Below are 23,478 nucleotides of genomic sequence, written 5' to 3'. Positions count from 1 at the left end.
GGGGCCGGCGCCGCTGAGCGAGGGAGCGGGCCGATGGCCGAGGCGACGGTACGGATCGACGGGGGCACGCTGCGGCTGCCGGGCGGGGTGGCGGTGCGGTTCATCCGTACGCTGCGGCTGCCGGAGAAGGGCACGCATCCGCTGCCGCCGGGGCTCGGCGAGTTCCCCGTCCGGCGGGTGGCGGACTATCCGGACACCGTCCCCGAGGAGTGGCTGGCGCGCGGCGGAGTGATGCTGCCGGTGTATCTGCGCGAGGCCATGTGGCTGAGCTTTTCCGGCACGACCGAGCCGGCCGCCCTCCAGGTCGGCGTGGGCAAGGTGTGCGCCGTCTCGGGCAAGCCCTGGAGCGACCGCCTGTCGCGCAAGCCGCAGAACTACGTCGTCCTGCCCCGCCAGCCGTGGCTGGACGGCATCAACTCCGGGAAGGGCACGGTCCGGCAGTTCGTGGCGGTGCCGCTGGGCCTGGGCGCCACCGTCGAGGGCCAGGTCACCGGCGAGGAGGTCTGGGGCGGTGTCCAGTTGCAGTCCTTCGCGCTGCGGGAGCCCCTGCTCGCCGCTTGGCGCGAGGAGGAGCGGCTCCGGGCGGAGCGGGCGCGGGCGATGCCGCAGTTCGGCGGCTACGGCGCCGCGATGCCGATGGCCGCACCGCCCGCACCGGGCGCGGTCCCGGCACCCGCCGCCGCTCCGGACGGCCGGGCCCGTCGGGCCGCAGCGGCGATGGGCCTGGGCGTCGGAGGTTCGATGCGGCAGGAGGTCTACGAGGACGACCGGCCGCTCTCCGACTGGGCCGAGCGCCCGGGCGGCCGGGTCTTCGTCCATCTGGTGACGCCTCCGGAGTGGCGCCGTATCACCGGTGAGGCTCCCCCGCCGTCGCCGGTGGACCGGGCCGCGTACACCAGGGCGGGGCTGCCCTGGTTCGACTACTACGACCAGGACGCCGAGGATCTCGCGCCGACGGACACGCTGGGGGCGGTGAAGCCGGTCGGGGACTGGCTCGGCGACGATCATGAGCCCTGGCAGGCGCCCACGCCGGGCCAGGTGAAGCCGCTCAAGGACGCGCAGGGCGAACCGGTGGCGGACGGGGACTGGTAGACAGCACCCCATTGCATCCTGCGCAACGTCCGTTGCTCTTCTTGCGCTCGACGGGTGATCCACGCCAAGGTGGCTGTCGCGACCACGACGACCGACTACCTGAGGTGTGGACATGGGCAGTGGTGGGCTGAGCAGGCGCCGATTCGTCGGAACCCTCGCGGGATCGGCCGCGGGGGTGACGCTCCCGGCGGCCACGGCGTGCGACGCCGCGCCCGCTCCCACGGAAACGGCGGACGCGGCCACTTCCAAGACCGGCACCGAGGCCCGTCCGAGCGCCCAGACCGAGAGCCGTGAGCCGTCCGGACCGCGCCCGCTCCACCTCGGCACCTACACCTCCGTCGAGGGCGGCGGCAAGGGCATCGGTCTCGCCACGTACGACCCGGTGACGGGCCGAATCACCGGCACCGGCACGATCACGGACGTCCCCGACCCGTCCTATCTGGCGCCGCACCCGAACGGCCGGACGCTGTACGCGGTCAATGAGCGCGAGGACGGAGCCGTCACCGCCGTGCGCCTGGCCGACCGCAAGGTGCTCGGGAGCCGGAGCACCGGGGGTGCGGCCCCCTGCCATCTGTCGGTGCATCCGAGCGGGCGCTGGCTGCTGAGCGCCAACTACGGCACGGGCAGCGTGGCCGTGCACCCGATCGACGCCTCGGGCGCGCTCGGCGAGCGCACCGACCTGGTCACGCACTCCGGTCCGGCGCCCGGCCCCGGCCAGGACGGCCCGCACGCCCACCAGATCATCACCAGCCCCGACGGCGGCCACGTCCTCGCCGTGGACCTGGGCACGGACACGGTGTACACCTATCGCCTCGACCAGAAGGCCGGCACGCTCACCGAGGTCGCGCGGGCGCGGACGAAGCCGGGCGCGGGCCCGCGCCATCTGACCTTCCATCCGGGCGGCCGGTACGCGTATCTGGCCAACGAGGTCGACAACACCGTCGCGGTCTGCGCCTACGACCCGGGCACGGGCCGGGTGACCATCGGCGAGGAGCAGGAGACGGGCACGGGTTCCGGCACCAGCTATCCGGCGCAGATCGTGGTGACGCCGAACGGCCGGTTCGCCTATCTCGCCAACCGGGGCCACAACAGCCTCGCGCGCTACGCGGTGGAGGCGAAGGGCGCCCGGCTCAGACTGCTCGGCACGGTGCCGGTGTCCGGGGACTTCCCCCGGCAGGTCGCCCTCTCGCCGGACGGCGCGCTGCTGTTCGCGGCGAACCAGCGGTCGAGCACCGTGAGTGTCTTCCTCGTCGACGACAAGAGCGGTGAACTGCGACTCGCGGGCGATCCGTTCGCGTCACCCGTCGCCGTCTGTGCGCTGCCGCTGTAGGGCGCGGGGGCAGGAGGCGGCGCTGGCCTGGGCGAGCAGGACGTGCATGCGTTCGGTGAGTTGCGCGACGTCGTCGGCGGGCCGGTGGAACGGCAGTCGTACGTCACCGTCGGAGCGGGCGCGCTCGATGCGAAGGGTCAGTCCGTGCCGGTCGACGGCGAGGGGCTGGACGCGGACGGCGCCGTGCAGGCTGTCGGAGTCGACGAGGCGGGTGAGGCGCTCGACGGCGTCCGGATGGCAGTCGGCGAGGTGGGTGAGCAGCCGGGCCTCGGCGGTGGCCAGCGGGTCGGGCGCGGCGACGGCGAACTCGTCGAGGCCGACGACCACGGCGCCGGACGGCTGCCGCAGCACCACGCGGGTCGCCCGGAAGGCCAGTCTGCCGTCCTCGGGGGTGAACCAGCCGGACATCCAGAGCCGCGTGCGGATCCGCCCCCGCACGGGCACGGGTGCGACATCGGCGAACTCCAGGACGGCGGACGGCTCGCCGCGGGGCGCGCAGATCGTCGCCGTGACGAGCACGCTGTCCTCCGGCACGTCCAGCAGGACAGCGCCGTCCTCGGTCACCGTGTGCGCGCCGACGAGTTCCTCCCGGCAGCTCTCCGCGGTCACCCCGCAGGACCACGCACCGGCGAGCACCGACCGGGCCCGTTCCGCCGCGGAAGGTGCCGCCGTCCAGGCTTGGCTGTCACCCATCCCGTTCCTCCTTAGGTAAGCCTTGCCTAACCTATCGAAGATCGAGCCGCACGCCAACCAGCCACGCCCTTCCCGCGCGATGTCTTTGCGGGCGCCCGGCACTCAGGGCGTGATGACACCCAGCAGGGCGCGGGCGCACAGGTCGCGCACCTGCTCCCGGGAGAGGTCCGAGCCGCGCAGCCACTCCAGGCAGACGGCGGTGGTGAACGCCAGCCAACCCCGCACAGCGAGCCGGACATCGGGTCGCCCCTCGAAGACCGGGCCGAACTCGGGGTCCGCCGCCATCGCCGCCAGGATCTGCCGCTCCTGGCGGGCCAGGGCCCGTTGGTAGACCTTGCGCACGGCCTGGTCGCCGGCCGCGTCGGCGCGATGAAAGGCCCGGTAGCCGTGGGCGTGGGCCTCGACGTACTCCAGATAGGTGTCGAGTCCGGCGGCGAGCTGCTCGCGGACCGGGAGGCCCGGCACGGCGGCCGTCATCCGCAGCATGCGCTCGCTCTCGCGCTCCACGACGGCCGCGAAGAAGTCCCGCTTCGTCGGGAAGTAGTGGTAGAGCAGCCCGCGTGAGACACCGGCGATCTCGGCGACCTGCTCGATCCACACCTCGTCGTACGGGCTCTCCGAGAACAGCCGCGCCCCGACGGCGAGGAGCTGCTCACGGCGCTCCTCGGTGCTGAGCCGGCGACGTGTGCGCTCACCCTGGTCCGCGGCCATGCCCGCACTTTACTTGACGTGGATTCAACAGCGGGACCAGACTGAAACGCGTTATTGAACTCACGTACAACGAGCTCAACGTGCCGCTGGATCAAGGGAGATCGCGTCATGGCGCAGGCAACGACCGGATCCGGACTTCCGAAGGGGTTCCGCAGCGCCGAGCAGGGCTGGCCGGAGCTGTCCCGCATCCCGCATCCCCCGCGCCGGCTGCCGCTGCTCGGCGATGTTCTCGGCGCCGGCAGGCGTACGCCGCTCCAGGACTCCCTGCGGTACGCCCGGCAGTTGGGGCCGATCTTCCGGCGCAGGGCGTTCAACCGGGAGTTCGTGTTCGTGTGGGGCGCCGAACTCGCCGCCGACATGGCGGACGAGGCGCGGTTCGCCAAGCACGTGGGGCTCGGCATAGCCAATCTGCGGCCCGTGGTCGGGGACGGGCTGTTCACGGCGTACAACCACGAGCCGAACTGGCAGCTGGCGCACGACGTACTGGCGCCGGGTTTCAGCCGGGAGGCCATGGCGGGCTACCACCCGATGATGCTGGCCGTGGCCGACCGGCTCATGGACCACTGGGACCGCGCGGTGGTGACGGGCCGGACAGTGGACGTGCCGGGCGACATGACCAAGCTGACCCTGGAGACCATCGCGCGCACCGGGTTCGGCCATGACTTCGGTTCCTTCGAACGGGCGCGTCCGCATCCCTTCGTGACGGCGATGGTCGGCACGCTCACCTACGCCCAGCGCCTCAACACCGTGCCGACGCCGTTCCTGCTCCGGCGCGCCGCGCGGCGCAACCAGGACGACATCGCCCGCCTCAACCGTACCGTCGACGATCTCGTCCGCGCCCGTACGGCGAGCGGCGGCGGGGGCGGTGACCTGCTGGGCCGGATGCTGGAGACGGCCCACCCCGAGACCGGGGAGCGACTGTCCCCCGAGAACGTCCGCCGGCAGGTGATCACCTTCCTGGTGGCCGGCCACGAGACCACCTCGGGTGCGCTCTCCTTCGCCCTGCACCATCTCTCCCGGCACCCCGAGGTCGCCGAGCGCGCCCGCGCCGAGGTCGACCGTGTCTGGGGCGACACGACGACGCCCGGCTACGACCAGGTGGCGCGGCTGCGGTATGTGCGCCGGATCCTGGACGAGTCGCTGCGGCTGTGGCCGACCGCGCCGGCCTTCGCCCGGGAGGCCCGCGAGGACACCGTGCTCGGCGGGGCCCACCCGATGCGGCGGGGCGCCTGGGCGCTGGTGCTCACGGCGATGCTGCACCGTGATCCCGAGGTGTGGGGCGCGGACGCCGAGCGGTTCGATCCGGACCGCTTCGACCCGCAGGCCGTACGGACGCGTCCGCCGCACACCTTCAAACCGTTCGGGACGGGGGCGCGGGCCTGCATCGGGCGCCAGTTCGCGCTGCACGAGGCCACGCTGGTGCTGGGCCTGCTGCTGCGCCGGTACGAGTTCGGGAGCGACCCGGACTATCGGCTGCGGGTGACGGAGCGGCTGACACTGATGCCGGAAGGGTTGCGGCTGCGTCTGGAGCGGCGGGCGCCCGGCGCGGCCCCTACGGCGCCTGCCCCGACCGGCACCGCCGAGGCGGCTGCGTCAGACGTCCGCTGTCCAGTGCACCGGGCGACCGACTGAGGCGGGCAGCCGGGTGCCCGCGCTGCCGCGGGCCCCGTTCAGCTGGGGCTGGGTCAGGAAGAAGGCACCCGTCAGGTCGGCGTCCGTGAGGTCGGTGTCGCGCAGGTCGGCGCCGATGAGGTCCGCCCCGCGCAGGTCGGCGCCGGTGAGGTCGGCGGCGATCAGGTAGGCACCGCGCAGGTTCGCGCCGCGCAGGTCGGCGCCCGCCAGTCGGGCGCCCATCAGGTCGGCGCCCCGGCGGTTCTTCCTGCGGCCGCCGAATCCGGCCCGGGCCAGTTCGCTGGCCTTGAGCAGGAGGACGTTGACGTCCTGGCGGTGTGCGGCCACGTCCAGCGCCGCGAGCTCGTCCGGGGCCTGGCGGGTGAGCGCCTCGGTCCGGTCCAGGATCTGACGCAGCTCGCCGTGGAGGGGGCGGGCGGCGGGCAGGGTGAGGGCCTCGGTGAGGTACCAGAGCAGTTCGTGGAGCTGACGGACGACCGGGAAGACGTCGAACATCTGCCGGGCGCGCTCCCGGGAGCCCGTCCGCCAGTCCTGGCCGCCGAAGGTGACCTGCGCGACCTTCTGGCCGGCGCCGAAGCAGTCGTAGACCGTGCAGCCCGTGAAGCCGGTCTGCCGGAGCCGGTCGTGGATGCCGCACCGGTGGTCGTCGCGCAGGTTGTGGCAGGGCTTCCCGGCCGCCTTGTCGACCGCGAAGTCGGCGGAGGCGGCGAAGGGCAGCGCCACACAGCACAGTCCGAAGCAGCTGGCGCAGTCGCCGCGCAGGTCGGCCCGGTCGAACATCTGATCTTGCATACCGTTCAGCATACGGAACAGACGACGTACCGATGCGTGCCCTGCGCGGCGACCGGCCTTCCGCTTGCCTCCCTCAGCCGGCGAGGTCCGGCAGATCGAGGGCGGCCAGCCGCTCGGGGTCGGCCAGGATGTACATCTCGGTGATCCGGCCGCCGACGACGGTGACGCCCATGACCGACTGCGGTCGGCCTTCGGGGGCGTTGAGCACCCCGACCGTGCCGTTGACGGACACGAGCCGCATGTACCGCGCGAACTGCCGGAAGAGCATGGCCTGTTCGGCCACCGGCCGCGCACCGCGCACCACCTTGGACGCCGCCGCGCCACCGATCAGCGGTCCGGAGTCGACCCGCAGCACGATGTCGGGGTCGAGGACCGCGAGCAGCGCCTCGAAGTCCCCCGCCCGGGAGGCGGCCATGAAGGCGTCGAGTACCCGGCGCTGTCTGCCGAGGTCGGGCTCGGTGGACGGAGTGGCGCCCTTCACCCGGCGCCGGGCGCGGCTGGCCAGTTGCCGGGTGGCGGCCGAGGAGCGCTCCACGATCGGCGCGATGTCGTCGAACGGCACCGCGAACATGTCGTGCAGCACGAACGCGATCCGCTCGGCGGGCTCCAGCGTCTCCAGCACCACGAGCAGGGCCAGGCCGACAGAGTCCGCCTGGAGCACCTCCTGCTCCGGGTCGATCGTCGACAGCGGTCTGATCACGGGGTCCGGGACGAAGGTGTCGTCCAGCGGCTCCTCGTGGCGGCGGGTGCGCGAGCGCAGCAGGTCCAGGCAGACCCGGCCCACCACCGTGGTCAGCCAGCCGCCGAGGTTCTCGATGGTGTCCGCGTCGCCGCGGCTCAGCTTCAGCCATGCCTCCTGGACGGCGTCCTCCGCCTCGGCCGACGAGCCGAGCATGCGGTAGGCGACCGCTCGGAGACGGCCGCGGTGCTCCTCGAAGCGGTCCGCCAGCAGGTTCGTGTCGCTCACCGGCTGAACAGTTCGAACGCCACGGCCGGCTTCCCGCCGAACCGCTTCCCCGTCGCCTCGGCGTTCCCGGTGAGGAAGCCGCGGGCGTACGTCTCCGGGTCCTGGTCCGTCAACGCCTCGATGTAGGTGCGGTGTTCGAGCAGCGAGCGCACCCCGCGCTCCAGCCCCGCCGTCGCGTCCACGGCGTGCGTGGGTGTGCTGGATCCGGCGACGGCGACCCAGCGGACACCGTCCCAGGGTTCCAGGCCCTGCTCGACGAGGTCCGGGAAGATCCAGCGGTTGCCCGCGTCCCCGGCCGCGTCCAGCGTGGCACGGCCGACGGCCACATGGTCCGGGGTGTTCCAGGCGACGCCGCCCCAGGTGTCCCGGTGGTTGAGCGTGATCACCAGCTCGGGCCGGTGCCGGCGGATCGCGGCGGCGATGTCGCGGCGCAGGGCGAGGCCGTACTCGATCACGCCGTCCTCGTGGTCGAGGAACTCCACCGCCGACACGCCCACCACCGCGGCGCTGGCCCGCTGCTCGCGCTCCCGCAGCGGGCCGCACTTCGCGGGTTCCAGGGTGTCTATGCCGGCCTCGCCGCGGGTCGCCAGGACATAGGTGACCTCACGACCGGCGTCGGTCCAGGCAGCGATCGCCGCCGAGCAGCCGTACTCGAGATCGTCCGGGTGGGCGACGACGGCGAGCGCGCGCTGCCAGTCGGCCGGCATGGACTTCAGCTGAGTGATCGTCGGCTCCGTCATGGGGTCAGCCTAGGACATGATCCGCGCTCTCCTCAGTGCGTTCTCAGCGCTCCGCGCTTTGTCAAGACCCGAATCTTCGAGACATGACGTGCGGGACTTCGATCATGCCTAGTTGATCCCAGCACCCCACAACGACACGGATGGAGATCAGCGGCAATGAATTCTGGGGATAATTTCGACGGACTCTCCATGGCCCGCGTGGTCACGGAACACGTACGGCAGACCGGAAAGCATTTCCTGTCGGAACGCATGCTGACCGAGTTGAGCAGTATTCGAGGTCGGCATGCGAAGCGCTGTCCGTTTTTCGACGCATTTCTCGAATGCCTGCTGGACAAACACGAGGGGCGCTACTGGAACCGGACCTATCTTGCGCTGCCGCTCCTGGAGCTCCTCCTGGACGACCAGCACTCCGAGCTGAGCCCCGACCACCTGTCCACCCTGCTGGTGTCCGACGCCATGCGGTTCGAGCTGGAGACGGCGGGCGGGTCCTTCGAGCCGCCTTCCCGCGGCCGTCCGGATCCCCTGACGCTGGCCAAGCGGCTGCGGCATGCCGTGCGTTTCCTGGGCGCCGATCTCAGCGGGACGGCCGCCGTGGACCTGGAGGACTTCGTCGACCGGTTGCCCAGGCCTCCGGCGACCGATGCCGGCCGGTGGTTCGACGTCACCGTCCATCCCGTGTACGTGCTGCATGACGAATATTTCTTCATCCGCCTCCTCCAGACCCACGAAATGCTCTTCACGGCGATCTCGACCGACATGCGGGCAGCGATCGGAGCGCTGCGTGACGGGCGACTGGAAGCGGGCGTGGAGCGCATAGATCACGCGACCGCGACTTTCGAGCGCGCCGCGATACTGTTCCGGATCATTGCGACGATGCGGGCCGATCAGTTCTCCACGTTCCGGCAATTCACGCAGGGGGCCAGTGCCATTCAGTCCGAACAGTACAAGCGGTTCGAGATTCTGTGCGGCCGTCCGCCTGCCCCGCGCCTGCATTCGGCCGCCTTCACGAGCGTGCCCGCCGTGCGGGACGAGGCGGAGAATCCTGTGCGGGACACCGTCGCTCAGGCATATCTCGACCTCCGCGGCGCGGGCGCATTCGGCCAGGACGAGTGGCGTCTGCTCGACGCGGCACTCGGCAGGCTGGAGACCAGGCACCAGCGCTGGAAGTCCACCCACCGCAGCATTGCCGTGCGCATGCTCGGCAATGCGCACGGCTCCGGTTACACCGACGGCGTTCCCTACCTGACCAAATGTCTGGAGAATCGGCTGTTCTGGCAGCTCAGCGCGCGATGAGCCCGGCCCGCGCCCTGATGCCCGCCGTCCCGCCCCCGTCAGGCCTCGTCACGGGTGAGTGCCAGCAGCCGGTCCAGGACACGGGGGCCGCCGGCCCGAACACCGTCGTGCTCGAACTCGTCGGTGACCCAGGTGCGCAGCCCGCGGATCGTGCGGGCGGTGGCGAGGGAGTGGGCGGTGTCGACGTACATGTCGTCGTGGTAGACGGCCGCCGCGACCGGCACCTCGTTGGCGGCGAGGCGCGCCGGGTCGTACAGCGGGGTCCAGTCGGTGCGGGCGGCGAGGAGTTCGGCGGTCTCGCGCAGCGGGCGCAGCGCCGGGTCGCAGTCGAACATCCAAGGGTGGATGGTCTCGCCGGTGAACAGCAACGGCCCGTCGCCGGCGAGGGCCTTGGCCGCGTCGAACTGCGGGAACTCGGCGCGCACGCGCTCGGCGGACCAGTTGGTGGGGCGCGTGTCCTGGCCGTAGATCGCCTCGTGGACCAGGGCGTACAGCGGGTGGCTCGCGTACGACAACAGGCCCTGGACCTCCTCCTGGAAGGCGTCCGAGAGGGCCTGGCCCCCCGGGGTGCGCACGAAGGCGTCCTCCAGCAGGTAGTGCAGACGGTGGCTGCCCTCGCTGCCGCCGAGGACGATGCCGAGGGACTGGAAGGCCTCGGCGGTGAGGCGGTAGCCGTTCGGCAGGACCACGTCGCCTCCGAGGAGGTGGTCGGCGATGCGGCGGGCGCGCTCGACGTCCTGCGGGTAGCGGGCGTAGTGCGCGGCGACCTTGCGCTCGATGCGCGGGTAGGCCGCGCGGTAGACGTCGTCGGCGTGGGCGTCGAGGGAGGGCAGGCCACCGGTGACGACGGCGGCGGTCAGGCCCTCGGGGGCGGTGGAGAGGTAGTTGACGGTGCAGAAGCCGCCGAAGCTCTGGCCGAGGACGGTCCAGGTGGCGCCGCCGGTCACGTCGCGGCGGATCGCCTCGCAGTCGCGGACGATCGAGTCGGCGCGGAAGTGGGTGAGGTAGTCGGCCTGTTCGGCCGGGCCGCCGCGCAGTGGGAGTGTCTGGCGGTTGGCGGGCGTGGAGTGGCCGGTGCCGCGCTGGTCGAGCAGCAGGACGCGGTACTCCTTCAGCGCGCGGCTGAGCCAGGCGCCCTTGCCGACGAAGCGGTTCGCGCCGAAACCGGGGCCGCCCTGAAGGTAGACCAGCCACGGCAGGTCCTGGTGCGCCTTGTCGGTGGCGACGACCTCACGGGCGTAGAGCTCGATCGTCTCGCCCTTCGGGGCGTCGTGGTCGAGGGGCACGGTGAAGTGGCGGTCGGTGAGGACGACGCCGGGCTGGCGGTAGCTGACGGTCAACAGGGCTCCCGGGACGGATGGTTTTCGGGCCGCGTCCCAGTTCAGCACATGTTCGTCCGTCGACCGACCCCCAGGATCATGAAATCGTACTGAACGGCCGATCAGCGGGCGGCGAGGCTGGATCGCCGTACCACGAGCTCCGGCTGGAGGACGACCCTGCGGTGCTCGTGCTTCTTCGCCCCGGTCTCCTCCTCCGTCTCCTCCAGCAGCATCTCCGCCGCGAGGGTGCCCATGGTGACGGCCGGCTGCCGTACGGAGGTGAGGGGGACGGCCGCGGCGGCCGCGAACTCGATGTCGTCGTAGCCGACGATCGCGAGGTCGTCGGGGACCTTTATCCCGGCCGCGTACATGGCCTGGAGGACGCCGAGGGCGAGGAGGTCGTTGGCGCAGAAGACGGCGGTGGGGCGGTCGGCGAGGCCGAGGAGGCGGGCGCCGGCGTCGCGGCCGGCGGCGACGTCGAGCCGCTCGGTGGGCAGTTCACGCAGGTTCTCGGGGCCGAGGCCCGCCTCCTCCAGCGCGTGCAGGGCGCCGGTGCGGCGGTCGCGGACCTGGTTGAGGCCGGGCGGGCCGCTGACGTAGGCGATGGAGCGGTGCCCGGCGTCGACGAGGTGGCGCACGGCCAGCGCGCCGCCCGCGACGTCGTCGACGGAGACCGAGCACTCGGTGGTGCCCTCGGCGACGCGGTCGACGAGGACGAAGGGGATGTTGTGCCGCCGGAACGTTTCGATGTTGCGGCCGGTGGCGTCGGCGGGGGTCAGCAGCACGCCGCGTACCCGCTGCTCGGCGAAGAGCGACAGGTAGTCGGCCTCCTCGCCGGCGCTCTGCGCGCTGTTGCAGACCATCACGCCGAGCCCGGCGTCGCGCGCGGTGCGTTCGGCGCCGCGCGCCACGTCGACGAAGAAGGGGTTGCCCATGTCGAGGACGAGCAGCCCCATGATGCGGCTGCGGCCCGCGCGCAGCTGGCGCGCGGACTCGCTGCGGACATAGCCCAGCCGGTCTATCGCGGACTGCACGCGCGCCCGGGTCTCGGCCGCGACCGCGTCCGGGCGGTTGATGACGTTCGAGACCGTGCCGACGGAGACTCCGGCGGCACGGGCGACGTCCTTGATACCCACCGACTGGGTCATCGGGCAGGGACCTCCAGGGAGACGAGGGGCGGCGGGAAGGCACATTACCGTCATGCCGCCCACAACGGCTGTGGTCAGGCGGGCAGACGGAAGTTGAGGTTGCGCAGCGCCGAGGGCGTCGTACCGCTGGACTTCTCCTGGTACATGATCGACAGGAAGTTGTCCTGGGCGACGCGGGTCTCGTCGATCACGACCTCTCCGAAGGCGTTGAGTCCGGCGGTGACGCCGTCGTACAGCACCGTCCAGTCCGTGTATCCGGAGGCCTTGGAGGCTCCGGCTATCCGGCAGAACGGGAAGATCGCGTACGCGTTGTCGTACTTGTCCAGGATCAGCTTGGTGCGCTGGCTGGAGTTCAGCGGGACCGGGATCTCGGTCTTCTGCCAGGTGCCGGAGGAGTTCTTTCGGACGTGGAAGGCGCGGCCGTTGGCGGTGCGGTCGGCGACGTAGTTCGTGGTGCACTGCCCGAAGCGGCCGGGGACGTAGCTGATGATCGCGTGCGGCAGGCCCGCGGAGTCGGTGAACTGGCTCTCCTGGTTCATCAGGGAGTGGTCCGGGTTGAGCGGGTCGATCACCAGGCCGCTGTCGGTGACGGCGACCTTGTCGGAGCCGCCGGTGACGCCGACGACGGTGCCGGCGTTGTTGCGCCAGGTGCGGCCGCGGTCGTCGGAGTAGACGTAGCCGGTGTCGTGGTTGCTGATGCCGCCGCCGTTGCACATCACGGCGCCGTTCTGCTCACGCCATGTGAAGAACGAGTGCAGCCGGCCGTTGCGGTCGTAGTCGATGCCGTGCAGGTACATGTTGCGGGCGGTCGAGGAGCCGTGCTCGCTGGTGTACGTCCCCGTGGAGCTGCTCCACTCGCCCAGGTTGGTCCACTTCGAACCGTCGTACTCGGCCAGGGCGTTGCGGCCGTTGCCGGAGATGGCGACCCGGTAGCTGAGCTGGAGCTTGCCGTCGGGGGTGGAGACGAACTGCGGGTAGGTGAACTGCGAGGTGAGCGCGAGTCCGTCCAGGGTGGACTGGGGTGCGCCGAAGCGGCTCGCGGTCCAGCTCAGGCCGTCCGGGTTGTCCATGAGGCCGGCGACCGACTTGACGTAGGTGAAGCCGTCGCTGTGCGAGTCCATGTTGAGGTGGAGACGGCCGTCGACCTTCGAGAGGCCCATCGAGATGACGTTGTGGGAGTCGTTGTAGCGGAGCGTGTGGCCGACCTTGACCGTGGACCAGGTGCTGGAACCGAACTTGCGCCGGCCGACGACGGCGTTGCGGTCGGCGGTGTACCAGACGGCGTACTGGTAGCCCTTGTAGGTCAGCAGGCCGTTCTTCTGGAAGGCGTTGTTGTTGACCAGGCCGTCGTACGACACGAAGAAGATGGCCTGGGTGTCGAGCGTGGTGGTGCCGGTCAGGGTCACCGACGGGCCGGGGTCAGCGGCACGGGCGGTGCCCGCGCCGAGGGCGGGGGTCATCACGGCTCCGGCCAGGGCGGCGCCCAGCAGCGTACGTCTCTTCATCTCGGGGGACTCCATTGTCGGCGAGGGGCGGGGAGGGGCAACGCGGGGGTCAGGCGAGGTGGAACACTTCGGTGAGCGGCTTCATGGCCTCGTCGGGTCGGGCGCCGTCCAGCGACTCGAAGAACGGCGCCATCTCCTTCTGCCAGCGGGCGTTGACCTCGGCGGCCTCCATGCCGGCCTGTGCGGCGGCGAAGTCCTCGGTCTCCAGGTAGCCGACCAGGAGGCCGTCCTCCCGCAGGAAGAGCGAGTAGTTGTGCCAGCCGGTGGCGGAGAGTGCTTCGAGCATCTCCGGCCACACGGCGGCGTGCCGCTCGCGGTACTCGTCCAGGCGGTCCTGGCGGACCTTCAGCAGGAAGCACACGCGTTGCATCAACAACCCTCCAGATCCTAGAAGTTGAACTGGTCGATGTTCTTGGCGTCGAACACGGTCGGCTTGCCGAGGCTGATCACGCCGTCCTTGCCGATGGTGTACTCGCCCATGTCGCCGGCCTTGAAGGTCTCGCCCTCCTTGCCGGTGATCTGCCCGGAGGACAGGGCGACCGCGGTACGGGCGGCCAGCTCGCCCAGCTTCGCCGGGTCCCACAGCTCGAACGCCTCGACGGTGCCGTTCTTGACGTACTTGCGCATGTCGTTGGGGGTGCCGAGGCCGGTCAGCTTGACCTTGCCCTTGTACTTGGAGCCCGACAGGTACTGGGCGGCCGCCTTGATGCCGACGGTGGTCGGGGAGATGATCCCCTTCAGGTTCGGGTACTCCTGGAGCAGGCCCTGGGTCTGCTGGAAGGACTTCTGGGCGTCGTCGTCACCGTAGGCGACCTTGACGAGCTTGATGTCCTTGTACTTGGGGTCCTTCAGCTCCTGCTTCATGAAGTCGATCCAGATGTTCTGGTTCGTCGCCGTCTGCGCGGCGGACAGGATCGCGATCTCGCCCTTGTAGTCGATCTGCTCGGCGAGCAGCTGCACCTCGGTGCGGCCGAGGTCCTCGGCGGAGGCCTGCGAGACGAAGGCGTTGCGGCAGTCCGGAGTGGTGTCGGAGTCGTAGGTGACGACCTTGATGCCGTTCTTCATGGCCTGCTTGAGCGCGGTGCACAGGGCGCCCGGGTCCTGCGCGGAGACGGCCATCGCGTCGACCTGCTGCTGGGTGAGCGTGTTGACGTACGAGACCTGCCCGGCGGTGTCGGTGGCGCTGGAGGGACCGACCTCCTTGTAGTTGGAGCCCAGTTCCTTCAGGGCCGCCTCGCCGCCCTTGTCGGCGGAGGTGAAGTAGGGGTTGTTGACCTGCTTGGGCAGGAACCCGACGGTCAGCCCCTTCTTCAGCTCGGCGTTCGGGTCGGCCTTACCGCCGGTGGCGGCGGAGGCGCCCTCGTTCTTGACGTCCTCCTTGGTGGTACCTCCGCAGGCGGTGGCGGCCAGGGCGAGTGAGGTGACGGCGGCGAGGGCCGCGCAGGTACGGCGGATGGATGCCTTGCGCATGCTGGGTTCCTTTTTACGAGGTGAGGTGGAGCGCCCCTGAAAGGGGAGCGGGGCTGTTTCGATATGCGGCTGTCGCCGCGTGGGCGCGACCAGCCACATACGGCCGGAAGCTCGAAGACCGCCTTGCTAACGCAGCGCTTGCGCTCTGCGCCCGGCCCTTGCGACGGAGATCTGCCGTGCGACCCGGGGGCCGAGCACGGAGAGGACGAGCAGGACGCCGGTGACGACGATCTGCGACTGGGCGGAGACGTCCTGGAGGCTCATCACGTTCTGCAGCGCACCGAGCAGGAAGACTCCCGCGATCGCACCGCCGAGCGTGCCCTTGCCGCCGTCGAAGTCGATACCACCGAGCAACACGGCCGCCACAACCGAGAGTTCGAGCCCGGTGGCGTTGTCATAGCGAGCGCTCGCGTAGTGCAGCGCCCAGAAGATCCCGGTGAGCGAAGCCATCAGCCCCGTCACCGTGAACAGGATCAGCTTCTGCCGCTTCACCCGGATCCCGGCGAACCGCGCCGCCTCCTCACTCGCCCCGATCGCGAACAGCGACCGCCCGAACGGGGTGGCGTGCAGCGCGACCACGGCGATGGCGAGCAGGACCAGGAAGGGCAGGAAGGCGTACGGGATGAAGGTGTCGCCGATGCGTCCGGCCGCGAAGTCCAGGTACTGGGTGGGGAAGTCGGTCACCGCGTCGGAGCCGAGCACGATCTGCGCGATACCGCGGTAGGCGGCGAGGGTGCCGATGGTGACGGCGAGCGACGGCAGTCCCAGCCTGGTCACCAGCAGACCGTTGATCAGTCCGCACACCACTCCGAGCACCAGGCAGATCGGAATGATCGTCTCGATCGTCATGCCCTGGTTCCACAGGGCGCCCATCACGGCGCCGGAGAGACCGGCGGTGGAGGCGACCGAGAGATCGATCTCGCCCGAGACGACCAGGAGCGTCATCGGCAGGGCGATCATCGCGATCGGAAGGGTGTTTCCGATCAGGAACGACAGGTTGAGAGCGTTTCCGAAGCCGTCGACCGTGCTGAAGGACAGCAGGAGCACAACGATCAGGAGAGCGCCGACAACCGTGTCCCAGCGAACGGCGCGCGCGAGCGACGAGTCAGCCATGGCGGGCGTTCCTCTTCTTCAGGGCGTTGGCCACGCGCAGTGCGACGATCCGGTCGACCGCGATGGCGAGGATGAGCAGGATGCCGTTGATGGCGAGGACCCAGACGGAGCTGACGCCGAGGGCGGGCAGCACGCTGTTGATGGAGGTCAGCAGCAGCGCGCCGAGCGCGGCGCCGTAGACGCTGCCGGAGCCGCCGGTGAAGACGACGCCACCGACCACGACCGCGCTGACGACGGTGAGTTCGTAGCCGTTGCCGGTGCCGGAGTCGACGTTGCCGAAGCGGGCCAGGTACATGGCGCCCGCGAGTCCGGCGAGGGCGCCGCAGAAGGTGTACGCGGCGAGGATCCGCTTGCGGACGGGGATGCCGGCGAGGCGGGCGGCCTCCGGGTTGGAGCCGAGGGCGTACAGCTCGCGGCCGCTGCCGTAGTGCTTGAGGTAGTACGCGGTGGCCACCAGGACGGCGACGGCGATCAGGGCCAGCCAGGGCACGGCGGAGATGCCGCCGGAGCCGAAGTCGACGAATCCGTCCGGGAGGTCGGCCGCGGTGATCTGGCGGGAGCCGACCCAGATGGAGTCGATGCCGCGGATGATGTAGAGCGTGCCGAGGGTGACGACGAGCGCGGGCACCTGGCCGAGGCTGACGAGCAGACCGTTCAGCAGACCGAAGGCGACGCCCATCAGGATCGCCAGCAGCACGGCGACCACCGGGTTGCCGCCGCCCTGGAGGTACGTGCCGGCGGCGAAGGCGCTGATGCCGAGGGTGGAGCCGACGGAGAGGTCGACGTTCCTGGTGATCACCACCAGGGACTGGCCCGTGGCGACCAGGACCAGGATCGTCGCGTTGAGCAGCAGGTCCTTGATGCCCTGTTCGGTGAGGAACTGGCTGTTGCCGATCTGGGTGACGACGATCATCACCACGAAGACGGCCAGGATGGCGAGTTCGCGCATCTTGAAGACGCGGTCGACGAGGCGGGTGCCGCTGGACTTGGGCACCTCGGTGACAGGGGCCTCGTTGGGAGTGGTCACCGTCATGCGGCGGCCCTCCCGGTTGCTGCGGCCATCACGGTTTCCTCGGTGGCTTCGGAGCGGGGGATCTCGGCGGTGAGGCGGCCCTCGTGCATCACGAGCACGCGGTCGGCCATGCCGAGGATCTCGGGCAGGTCGGAGGAGATCATCAGGACGGCCACTCCGTCGGCGGCGAGCTCGCTGAGCAGCCGGTGCACCTCGGCCTTGGTGCCGACGTCGATGCCACGGGTGGGCTCGTCGACGATCAGCACCCTGGGGCCGGTGGCGAGCCACTTGGCGAGGACGACCTTCTGCTGGTTTCCGCCGGACAGGGTGTTCACCGTGTCGGCGATCCGCGCGTACTTGACCTGGAGCTTGACGGCCCAGTCGAGGGAGCGGCTGCGTTCGGCGCCGCGGTCCATCAGGCCGGCCCTGACGGTCGTACGAAGGCCGGTGAGGCCGATGTTGCGCTCGATGGACATGTCCATCACCAGGCCCTGCGCGCGCCGGTCCTCGGGGACCAGGGCGAGGCCGGAGGCCATGGCGGTGGACGGGGCGCCGTTGGTGAGCCTGCGGCCGTCCACCTCGACCTCGCCGGCGTCCCAGCGGTCGATGCCGAACACGGCCCTCGCGACCTCGGTGCGGCCGGCGCCGACCAGTCCGGCGAGGCCGACGATCTCACCGCGCCGTACGTCGAAGGAGACGTCGGTGAAGACGCCCTCGCGGGTCAGCCGGCGCACGCTCAGGGCGACCTCGCCCGCCTGCACGTCCTGCTTGGGGTAGAGCTCGTCGAGGTCACGGCCGACCATCCGGCGTACGAGGTCGTCCTCGGTCATGCCGGCCAGCGGCTCGCTGGCGATCCAGGCGCCGTCCCGCAGGGTGGTGACCCGCTTGCAGATCTGGAAGATCTCCTCCAGGCGGTGCGAGATGAACAGGACGGCGGCGCCCTGCTCGCGCAGGGTGCGGACGACTCCGAAGAGGCGCGCGACCTCGCTGCCGGTGAGGGCGGCGGTCGGCTCGTCCATGATGAGGACGCGGGCGTCGAAGGAGAGCGCCTTGGCGATCTCGACGATCTGCTGGTCGGCGATGGACAGGCCGCGCGCGGGTCGGTCGGGGTCGAGGTCGACGCCGAGACGCTGCATCAGGGCCAGGGTCGCGGCGTGCGTCGCCCTGTGGTCGATCCGGCCGAGGGCGCGCCGTGGGCGGCGGCCCATGAAGATGTTCTCGGCGATCGACAGGTCGGGGAAGAGAGTCGGCTCCTGGTAGATGACGGCGATGCCGGCGTCGCGGGCGTCGCCGGGGCCGTGGAAGACGACCGGCTCACCGTCGAGCAGCACCTGGCCGGCGTCCGGCCGGTGCACTCCGGCGAGGGTCTTGATGAGGGTCGACTTGCCCGCGCCGTTCTCTCCGGCGAGGGCATGCACCTCCCCGGGAAACAGCTCCAGGGAGACGTCCCGCAGGGCGCGGACCGCGCCGAAGGACTTCGAGATGTCCCTGAGCGCCAGAACCGGGGCCGGACCCGTGGTGGACGGGTGGGTCATGAGGGCTCCTCGACGACGCCGGCGGGACGGCCCTCTCGGCGTCGTGAAAGGTTTCAACTTGGTTGCCGGGACGTTAGGCACGGACGCCATGTCACGTCAATGGGTTCGTGTCGAAAATATTTCGATGAACAAAGGTCACGGCCGAGTCACGGGAAACGGTCCGGGCCACAGGGGTTGACACTCCTGCGGGCGGCTCATACGTTCCCGTCTTGAATCGTTTCACAGCGAAGCGACTCGGACGGTGACCGTCCGACCACCTTCCGACTTCCGTCCCGACGTCACAGGAGCCCTCAGTGACCGAGCTCGCCGCGGTGAAGGCCGCACTCAAGACCCAGGCAGTCGAAACGCCGTCGTGGGCGTACGGGAACTCGGGGACGCGGTTCAAGGTGTTCGCCCAGCAGGGCGTGCCACGGACACCGCGGGAGAAGCTGGAGGACGCGGCCCAGGTGCACGCGTTCACGGGTGTAGCGCCGACCGTCGCCCTGCACATCCCGTGGGACAAGGTCGACGACTACGCGGCGCTGGCCAAGTTCGCCGAAGAGCGTGGCGTGAAGCTGGGCGCGATCAACTCCAACACCTTCCAGGACGACGACTACAAGCTGGGCAGCATCTGCCATCCGGACGCGGCGGTGCGGCGCAAGGCCGTCGATCATCTGCTGGAGTGCGTCGACATCATGGATGCGACGGGCTCGCGCGATCTGAAGCTGTGGTTCGCGGACGGCACGAACTATCCCGGGCAGGACGATCTCCGGGCGCGACAGGACCGGCTGGCCGAGGGGCTGGCCGAGGTGTACGAGCGGCTCGGGGACGGGCAGCGGATGCTGCTGGAGTACAAGTTCTTCGAGCCCGCCTTCTACTCGACGGACGTCCCGGACTGGGGGACGGCGTACGCGCACTGTCTGAAGCTCGGCGAGAAGGCGCAGGTCGTGGTCGACACCGGGCACCATGCGCCGGGGACCAACATCGAGTTCATCGTCGCCACGCTGCTGCGGGAGGCGAAGCTCGGCGGGTTCGACTTCAACTCGCGGTTCTATGCGGACGACGACCTGATGGTCGGGGCCGCGGATCCGTTCCAGTTGTTCCGGATCATGTACGAGGTCGTGCGCGGGGGTGGGTTCTCGTCCGACGTCGCGTTCATGCTCGACCAGTGCCACAACATCGAGGCGAAGATTCCGGCGATCATCCGGTCGGTGATGAATGTGCAGGAGGCCACGGCGAAGGCGTTGCTGGTCGACCGGGTCGCTCTGGGTGCGGCGCAGGCCTCGGGGGATGTGCTCGAGGCGAATGCCGTGCTGATGGACGCGTACAACACGGATGTGCGGCCGTTGCTTGCCGAGGTTCGGGGCGAGATGGGTCTCGACGCCGATCCCATCGCTGCGTACCGCCGGTCCGGGTGGGCCGAGAAGATCGTGGCCGAGCGGGTTGGTGGGGAGCAGGCCGGGTGGGGGGCGTAGGCGTCTGCCCTGATCTGTCGTACGCGGGCTGCGGGCCGTATGTGGCTGGTCGCGCCCACGCGGCGGAGCCGCATATCGATACAGCCCCGCGCCCCCAGGTAGGAACACTCCCCCTCCTCAAGAAGGATTGAAGTTCATGGCAACCCATCCCGAAGCCGCCGCCCTCCTCGCCCGTTCCCATCGGCTCGGCTCCGATCCCCGTAACACCAACTACGCCGGCGGCAACGCGTCCGCCAAGGGCACCGACACCGACCCCGTCACCGGGGGTGACGTCGAGCTGATGTGGGTCAAGGGGTCCGGTGGTGACCTCGGGACGCTCACCGAGGCGGGGCTGGCGGTGCTGCGGCTGGACCGGATGCGGGCACTGGTCGATGTCTACCCGGGCGTCGAGCGTGAGGACGAGATGGTCGCCGCCTTCGACTACTGCCTGCATGGCAAGGGCGGGGCCGCTCCGTCCATCGACACCGCGATGCACGGGCTGGTCGAGGCGGCGCATGTCGATCATCTGCATCCCGATTCCGGGATCGCGCTCGCCTGTGCCGCCGACGGGGAGAAGCTGACCGCCGAGTGCTTCGGGGACAGCGTGGTGTGGGTGCCGTGGCGGCGGCCGGGGTTCCAGCTCGGGCTGGACATCGCCGCTGTGAAGGCCGCCAATCCGCAGGCCGTCGGGTGCATTCTCGGGGGCCACGGGATCACCGCCTGGGGTGACACCTCCGAGGAGTGCGAGCGCAACTCGCTGCACATCATCCGCACCGCCGAGGCGTTTCTCGCCGAGCGCGGCAAGCCGGAGCCCTTCGGGCCGGTGATCGAGGGGTACGCGGCGCTCGGCGCCGTCGAGCGGCGGGAGCGGGCCGCGGCGCTGGCGCCGGTCGTCCGCGCCATCGCCTCCCAGGACCGCCCGCAGGTCGGTCACTTCACCGACTCCGACGTCGTCCTCGACTTCCTCGCGAGCGCCGAGCACCCGCGGCTCGCGGCCCTGGGAACCTCGTGCCCGGACCACTTCCTGCGGACCAAGGTGCGGCCGCTCGTCCTCGACCTGCCGCCGACCGCTCCGCTCGACGAGGTGATCGCCCGGCTCAAGGAACTGCACGCCGAGTACCGCGAGGAGTACGCCGCCTACTACCAGCGGCACGCCCTGCCCGACTCCCCCGCCATGCGGGGCGCCGACCCGGCGATCGTGCTGGTTCCGGGCGTCGGCATGTTCAGCTTCGGCAAGGACAAGCAGACCGCGCGGGTCGCGGGTGAGTTCTATGTCAACGCCATCAATGTGATGCGCGGGGCCGAGGCCGTCTCCACCTACGCGCCCATCGAGGAGTCCGAGAAGTTCCGGATCGAGTACTGGGCGCTGGAGGAGGCCAAGCTTCAGCGGATGCCGAGGCCCAAGCCGCTCGCGACGCGGGTCGCGCTGGTGACCGGGGCCGGCAGCGGGATCGGGAAGGCCATCGCACAGCGGCTCGTCGCCGAAGGTGCGTGTGTGGTCGTCGCCGATCTCAACGCCGACAACGCCCAGGCCGTCGCCGAGGAGCTGGGCGGACCGGACAAGGCCGTCGCGGTGGCAGTGGACGTCACGTCCGAGGAGCAGATCGCGGACGCCTTCAAGGCGGCCGTGCTCGCCTTCGGCGGTGTGGACCTGGTCGTCAACAACGCCGGCATCTCCATCTCCAAGCCGCTGCTGGAGACCTCGGCCAAGGACTGGGACCTGCAGCACGACATCATGGCGCGCGGTTCGTTCCTCGTGTCGAGGGAAGCGGCGCGTGTGATGATCGCCCAGGAGCTGGGCGGCGACATCGTCTACATCGCCTCCAAGAACGCCGTCTTCGCCGGTCCCAACAACATCGCCTACTCCGCCACCAAGGCCGACCAGGCTCACCAGGTGCGGCTGCTGGCCGCCGAGCTGGGTGAGCACGGCATCCGGGTCAACGGGATCAACCCCGACGGTGTCGTGCGCGGGTCGGGCATCTTCGCCGGCGGCTGGGGAGCCAAGCGGGCCGCCGTGTACGGGGTCGAGGAGGAGAAGCTGGGTGAGTTCTACGCCCAGCGCACCATTCTCAAGCGCGAGGTGCTCCCGGACCATGTCGCGAACGCCGTGTTCGCCCTGACCGGCGGGGACCTGACGCACACCACCGGGCTGCACATCCCGGTCGACGCCGGCGTCGCGGCCGCCTTCCTGCGATGAGCACGAGCGTGAAGTCGTACGCCGCGGTCGACCTGGGCGCCTCCAGCGGGCGCGTCATGGTCGGCCGCGTCGGCCCGGACTCGCTGGAGCTGAGCGAGGCCCACCGCTTCCCGAACCGGCCGGTGCGCGTACCGGAAGGGCTGCGCTGGGACGTGCTCGGGCTGTACGCGGGGGTGCTGGACGGGCTGCGGGCGGCCGGCGCCCACTGCGGTGGACGACTCGACTCCGTCGGCATCGACAGCTGGGCCGTGGACTACGGACTGCTGGACACCGACGGGGCCCTCCTCGGCAACCCCGTGCACTACCGCGACTCCCGCACGGAGGGGGTCGCGGAGAAGGTGTGGGCGAGCGTCCCGGCGGCGGAGCTGTACGCCGCGACCGGTTTGCAGTACGCCCCGTTCAACACCCTGTACCAGCTGACGGCCGCCCGAGGCTCCGCTCAACTGGCTCATGCCAAGCGGGTGTTGCTCGTACCGGACCTGCTGACGTACTGGCTCACCGGCGAGCAGGGCACCGAGCTCACCAACGCCTCCACCACCCAGCTGATCGATCCGCGGACGCGGGACTGGTCGTACGAGGTCGCCTCGCGGCTGGGTGTCGATCTGGACCTGTTCGCGCCGCTGCGGCAGCCCGGCGACTTCGCGGGGGTGCTGCGCGGTGAGGTGCTGGAGGAGACCGGGCTGAGCGGGCCGGTGCCGGTGACGGCGGTCGGGTCGCACGACACCGCGTCGGCGGTGGCCGCCGTCCCGGCGGAGGGCGAGCGGTTCGCGTACATCTGCACCGGCACCTGGTCGCTGGCGGGCCTTGAGCTGAACGCCCCCGTGCTGAGCGAGGAGAGCCGGGCCGCCAACTTCACCAATGAGCTGGGGCTGGACGGCACGGTCCGGTATCTGCGGAACATCATGGGGCTGTGGCTGCTCCAGGAGTGCGTGCGCGCGTGGGGCGAGCCCGAACTGGGCGGGCTGCTGCTGGACGCCTCCAAGGTGCCGGCGCTGCGGTCGGTCGTGGACGCGGGGGACGCGGCGTTCCTGGCGCCGGGGCGGATGCCGGAGCGGATCGCCGAGGCGTGCCGTGTCTCGGGGCAGCCGGTGCCCGCCTCGCCCGCCGAGATCACGCGCTGCATCCTCGACTCGCTCGCCCTCGCCCACCGCAGGGCGATCGCCGACGCTCAGCGGCTGGCCGACCATCCGGTCGACGTCGTGCATGTCGTCGGGGGCGGCACCCGCAACGCCCTGCTGTGCCAGCTGACCGCCGACGCGTGCGGGCTGCCGGTGGTGGCGGGCCCGACGGAGGCCGCAGCGCTGGGGAACGTCCTGGTCCAGGCGCGCACCCACGGGCTGGTCGGCGACCTCGCCGACGGGCGGCGCCTGCTCACCCGTACGCAGCCGCTGACCCGGTACGAGCCGCGGGGGGACGCGGCGCGCTGGAGCGAGGCGGAGGCCCGGCTCACCCGAGGGTGAATCTCACCCCACGGTGAGCGGGGTCTCCCCCGGGCC

General features: G+C 70.6%; 20 protein-coding genes. 7 read left to right on the top strand and 13 right to left on the bottom strand.

From position 1 onward, the window contains the following. The first annotated feature begins 33 nt into the window (after window positions 1-33). Both ACZ4UU_RS27370 and ACZ4UU_RS27365 read left to right on the top strand, forming a co-directional pair. Window positions 34-1,092 (top strand): hypothetical protein, encoded by a 1,059-nt coding sequence (locus ACZ4UU_RS27370; protein WP_471906009.1) that lies wholly within the window; start codon window positions 34-36, stop codon window positions 1,090-1,092. Between the two features lie 112 nt (window positions 1,093-1,204). Next, window positions 1,205-2,422 (top strand): lactonase family protein, encoded by a 1,218-nt coding sequence (locus tag ACZ4UU_RS27365; RefSeq protein WP_471906008.1) that lies wholly within the window; start codon window positions 1,205-1,207, stop codon window positions 2,420-2,422. On the opposite strand, the gene ACZ4UU_RS27360 is transcribed toward ACZ4UU_RS27365, so the two are convergent. Together ACZ4UU_RS27360 and ACZ4UU_RS27355 are read right to left on the bottom strand one after the other, a co-directional pair. Continuing rightward, on the bottom strand, window positions 2,390-3,115 hold the full coding sequence (locus ACZ4UU_RS27360; RefSeq protein WP_471906007.1) for a DUF2470 domain-containing protein: 726 nt from the start codon (window positions 3,113-3,115) through the stop codon (window positions 2,390-2,392). The two genes, ACZ4UU_RS27365 and ACZ4UU_RS27360, sit on opposite strands and share 33 nt — an antisense overlap. A gap of 102 nt (window positions 3,116-3,217) precedes the next feature. Beyond that, window positions 3,218-3,826 (bottom strand): TetR/AcrR family transcriptional regulator, encoded by a 609-nt coding sequence (locus tag ACZ4UU_RS27355; RefSeq protein WP_471906006.1) that lies wholly within the window; start codon window positions 3,824-3,826, stop codon window positions 3,218-3,220. A gap of 108 nt (window positions 3,827-3,934) precedes the next feature. Here ACZ4UU_RS27355 and ACZ4UU_RS27350 point away from each other — a divergent pair, with 108 nt between their 5' ends. Then, complete coding sequence (locus ACZ4UU_RS27350; protein WP_471906005.1) at window positions 3,935-5,458, top strand: cytochrome P450; 1,524 nt, start codon at window positions 3,935-3,937, stop codon at window positions 5,456-5,458. Here the strand turns inward: ACZ4UU_RS27350 and ACZ4UU_RS27345 are convergent. From ACZ4UU_RS27345 to ACZ4UU_RS27335, 3 genes are all read right to left on the bottom strand, one after another. After that, window positions 5,420-6,250 carry a pentapeptide repeat-containing protein gene (locus tag ACZ4UU_RS27345; RefSeq protein WP_471906004.1) on the bottom strand — a complete coding sequence of 277 codons (831 nt, stop codon included), beginning with the start codon at window positions 6,248-6,250 and terminating at the stop codon, window positions 5,420-5,422. The genes ACZ4UU_RS27350 and ACZ4UU_RS27345 overlap by 39 nt on opposite strands. Window positions 6,251-6,323: 73 nt before the next feature. After that, window positions 6,324-7,217: a sigma-70 family RNA polymerase sigma factor gene (locus tag ACZ4UU_RS27340; RefSeq protein WP_471906003.1), complete on the bottom strand. Its 894-nt coding sequence runs from the start codon at window positions 7,215-7,217 to the stop codon at window positions 6,324-6,326. Continuing rightward, a complete protein-coding gene (locus tag ACZ4UU_RS27335; protein WP_471906002.1) occupies window positions 7,214-7,957 on the bottom strand; it encodes a PIG-L deacetylase family protein in 744 nt (247 codons plus the stop codon). Before ACZ4UU_RS27335 ends, ACZ4UU_RS27340 begins: the two co-directional genes overlap by 4 nt. Before the next feature lie 189 nt (window positions 7,958-8,146). On the opposite strand from ACZ4UU_RS27335, the gene ACZ4UU_RS27330 reads away from it, so the two are divergent. Beyond that, on the top strand, window positions 8,147-9,250 hold the full coding sequence (locus ACZ4UU_RS27330; protein ID WP_471906001.1) for a tryptophan 2,3-dioxygenase family protein: 1,104 nt from the start codon (window positions 8,147-8,149) through the stop codon (window positions 9,248-9,250). A gap of 38 nt (window positions 9,251-9,288) precedes the next feature. Here ACZ4UU_RS27330 and ACZ4UU_RS27325 read toward each other — a convergent pair whose 3' ends face one another. From ACZ4UU_RS27325 to ACZ4UU_RS27290, 8 genes are all read right to left on the bottom strand, one after another. Next, on the bottom strand, window positions 9,289-10,590 hold the full coding sequence (locus ACZ4UU_RS27325) for an alpha/beta fold hydrolase (protein ID WP_471906000.1): 1,302 nt from the start codon (window positions 10,588-10,590) through the stop codon (window positions 9,289-9,291). Between the two features lie 101 nt (window positions 10,591-10,691). After that, entirely contained in the window at window positions 10,692-11,717 is a 1,026-nt protein-coding gene (locus tag ACZ4UU_RS27320) for a LacI family DNA-binding transcriptional regulator (protein ID WP_471905999.1), read from the bottom strand. A gap of 74 nt (window positions 11,718-11,791) precedes the next feature. Continuing rightward, window positions 11,792-13,222 carry a BNR repeat-containing protein gene (locus tag ACZ4UU_RS27315; RefSeq protein WP_471905998.1) on the bottom strand — a complete coding sequence of 477 codons (1,431 nt, stop codon included), beginning with the start codon at window positions 13,220-13,222 and terminating at the stop codon, window positions 11,792-11,794. Between the two features lie 49 nt (window positions 13,223-13,271). Beyond that, on the bottom strand, window positions 13,272-13,592 hold the full coding sequence (locus tag ACZ4UU_RS27310) for an L-rhamnose mutarotase (protein WP_217215229.1): 321 nt from the start codon (window positions 13,590-13,592) through the stop codon (window positions 13,272-13,274). A gap of 17 nt (window positions 13,593-13,609) precedes the next feature. Further along, window positions 13,610-14,692 carry a rhamnose ABC transporter substrate-binding protein gene (rhaS, locus tag ACZ4UU_RS27305; RefSeq protein ID WP_471905997.1) on the bottom strand — a complete coding sequence of 361 codons (1,083 nt, stop codon included), beginning with the start codon at window positions 14,690-14,692 and terminating at the stop codon, window positions 13,610-13,612. A 126-nt stretch (window positions 14,693-14,818) separates the two neighbouring features. Beyond that, complete coding sequence (locus ACZ4UU_RS27300; RefSeq protein ID WP_471905996.1) at window positions 14,819-15,805, bottom strand: ABC transporter permease; 987 nt, start codon at window positions 15,803-15,805, stop codon at window positions 14,819-14,821. Next, window positions 15,798-16,838, bottom strand: coding sequence for an ABC transporter permease (locus ACZ4UU_RS27295; protein ID WP_471905995.1), 1,041 nt, complete (start codon window positions 16,836-16,838; stop codon window positions 15,798-15,800). Before ACZ4UU_RS27295 ends, ACZ4UU_RS27300 begins: the two co-directional genes overlap by 8 nt. Then, the gene (locus tag ACZ4UU_RS27290) at window positions 16,835-18,352 is read right to left on the bottom strand and encodes a sugar ABC transporter ATP-binding protein (RefSeq protein ID WP_471905994.1); all 1,518 of its coding nucleotides are present in this window, start codon (window positions 18,350-18,352) and stop codon (window positions 16,835-16,837) included. Before ACZ4UU_RS27290 ends, ACZ4UU_RS27295 begins: the two co-directional genes overlap by 4 nt. 293 nt (window positions 18,353-18,645) lie before the next feature. Between ACZ4UU_RS27290 and rhaI the strand changes: the two genes are divergently transcribed. The 3 genes from rhaI to ACZ4UU_RS27275 all read left to right on the top strand — a co-directional run bounded on the left by rhaI (window position 18,646) and on the right by ACZ4UU_RS27275 (window position 23,442). Next, window positions 18,646-19,806 (top strand): L-rhamnose isomerase, encoded by a 1,161-nt coding sequence (rhaI, locus tag ACZ4UU_RS27285; protein ID WP_471905993.1) that lies wholly within the window; start codon window positions 18,646-18,648, stop codon window positions 19,804-19,806. A 136-nt stretch (window positions 19,807-19,942) separates the two neighbouring features. Continuing rightward, window positions 19,943-21,982 carry a bifunctional aldolase/short-chain dehydrogenase gene (locus tag ACZ4UU_RS27280; protein ID WP_471905992.1) on the top strand — a complete coding sequence of 680 codons (2,040 nt, stop codon included), beginning with the start codon at window positions 19,943-19,945 and terminating at the stop codon, window positions 21,980-21,982. Further along, complete coding sequence (locus ACZ4UU_RS27275) at window positions 21,979-23,442, top strand: rhamnulokinase (protein ID WP_471905991.1); 1,464 nt, start codon at window positions 21,979-21,981, stop codon at window positions 23,440-23,442. Before ACZ4UU_RS27280 ends, ACZ4UU_RS27275 begins: the two co-directional genes overlap by 4 nt. Window positions 23,443-23,478 lie beyond the last annotated feature (36 nt).

The sequence above is a fragment of the Streptomyces sp. NPDC028907 genome (genome assembly GCF_055564995.1).
Note: the sequence above shows the minus strand (reverse complement) of the source record. Positions and strands in the feature narration are given on the sequence as shown.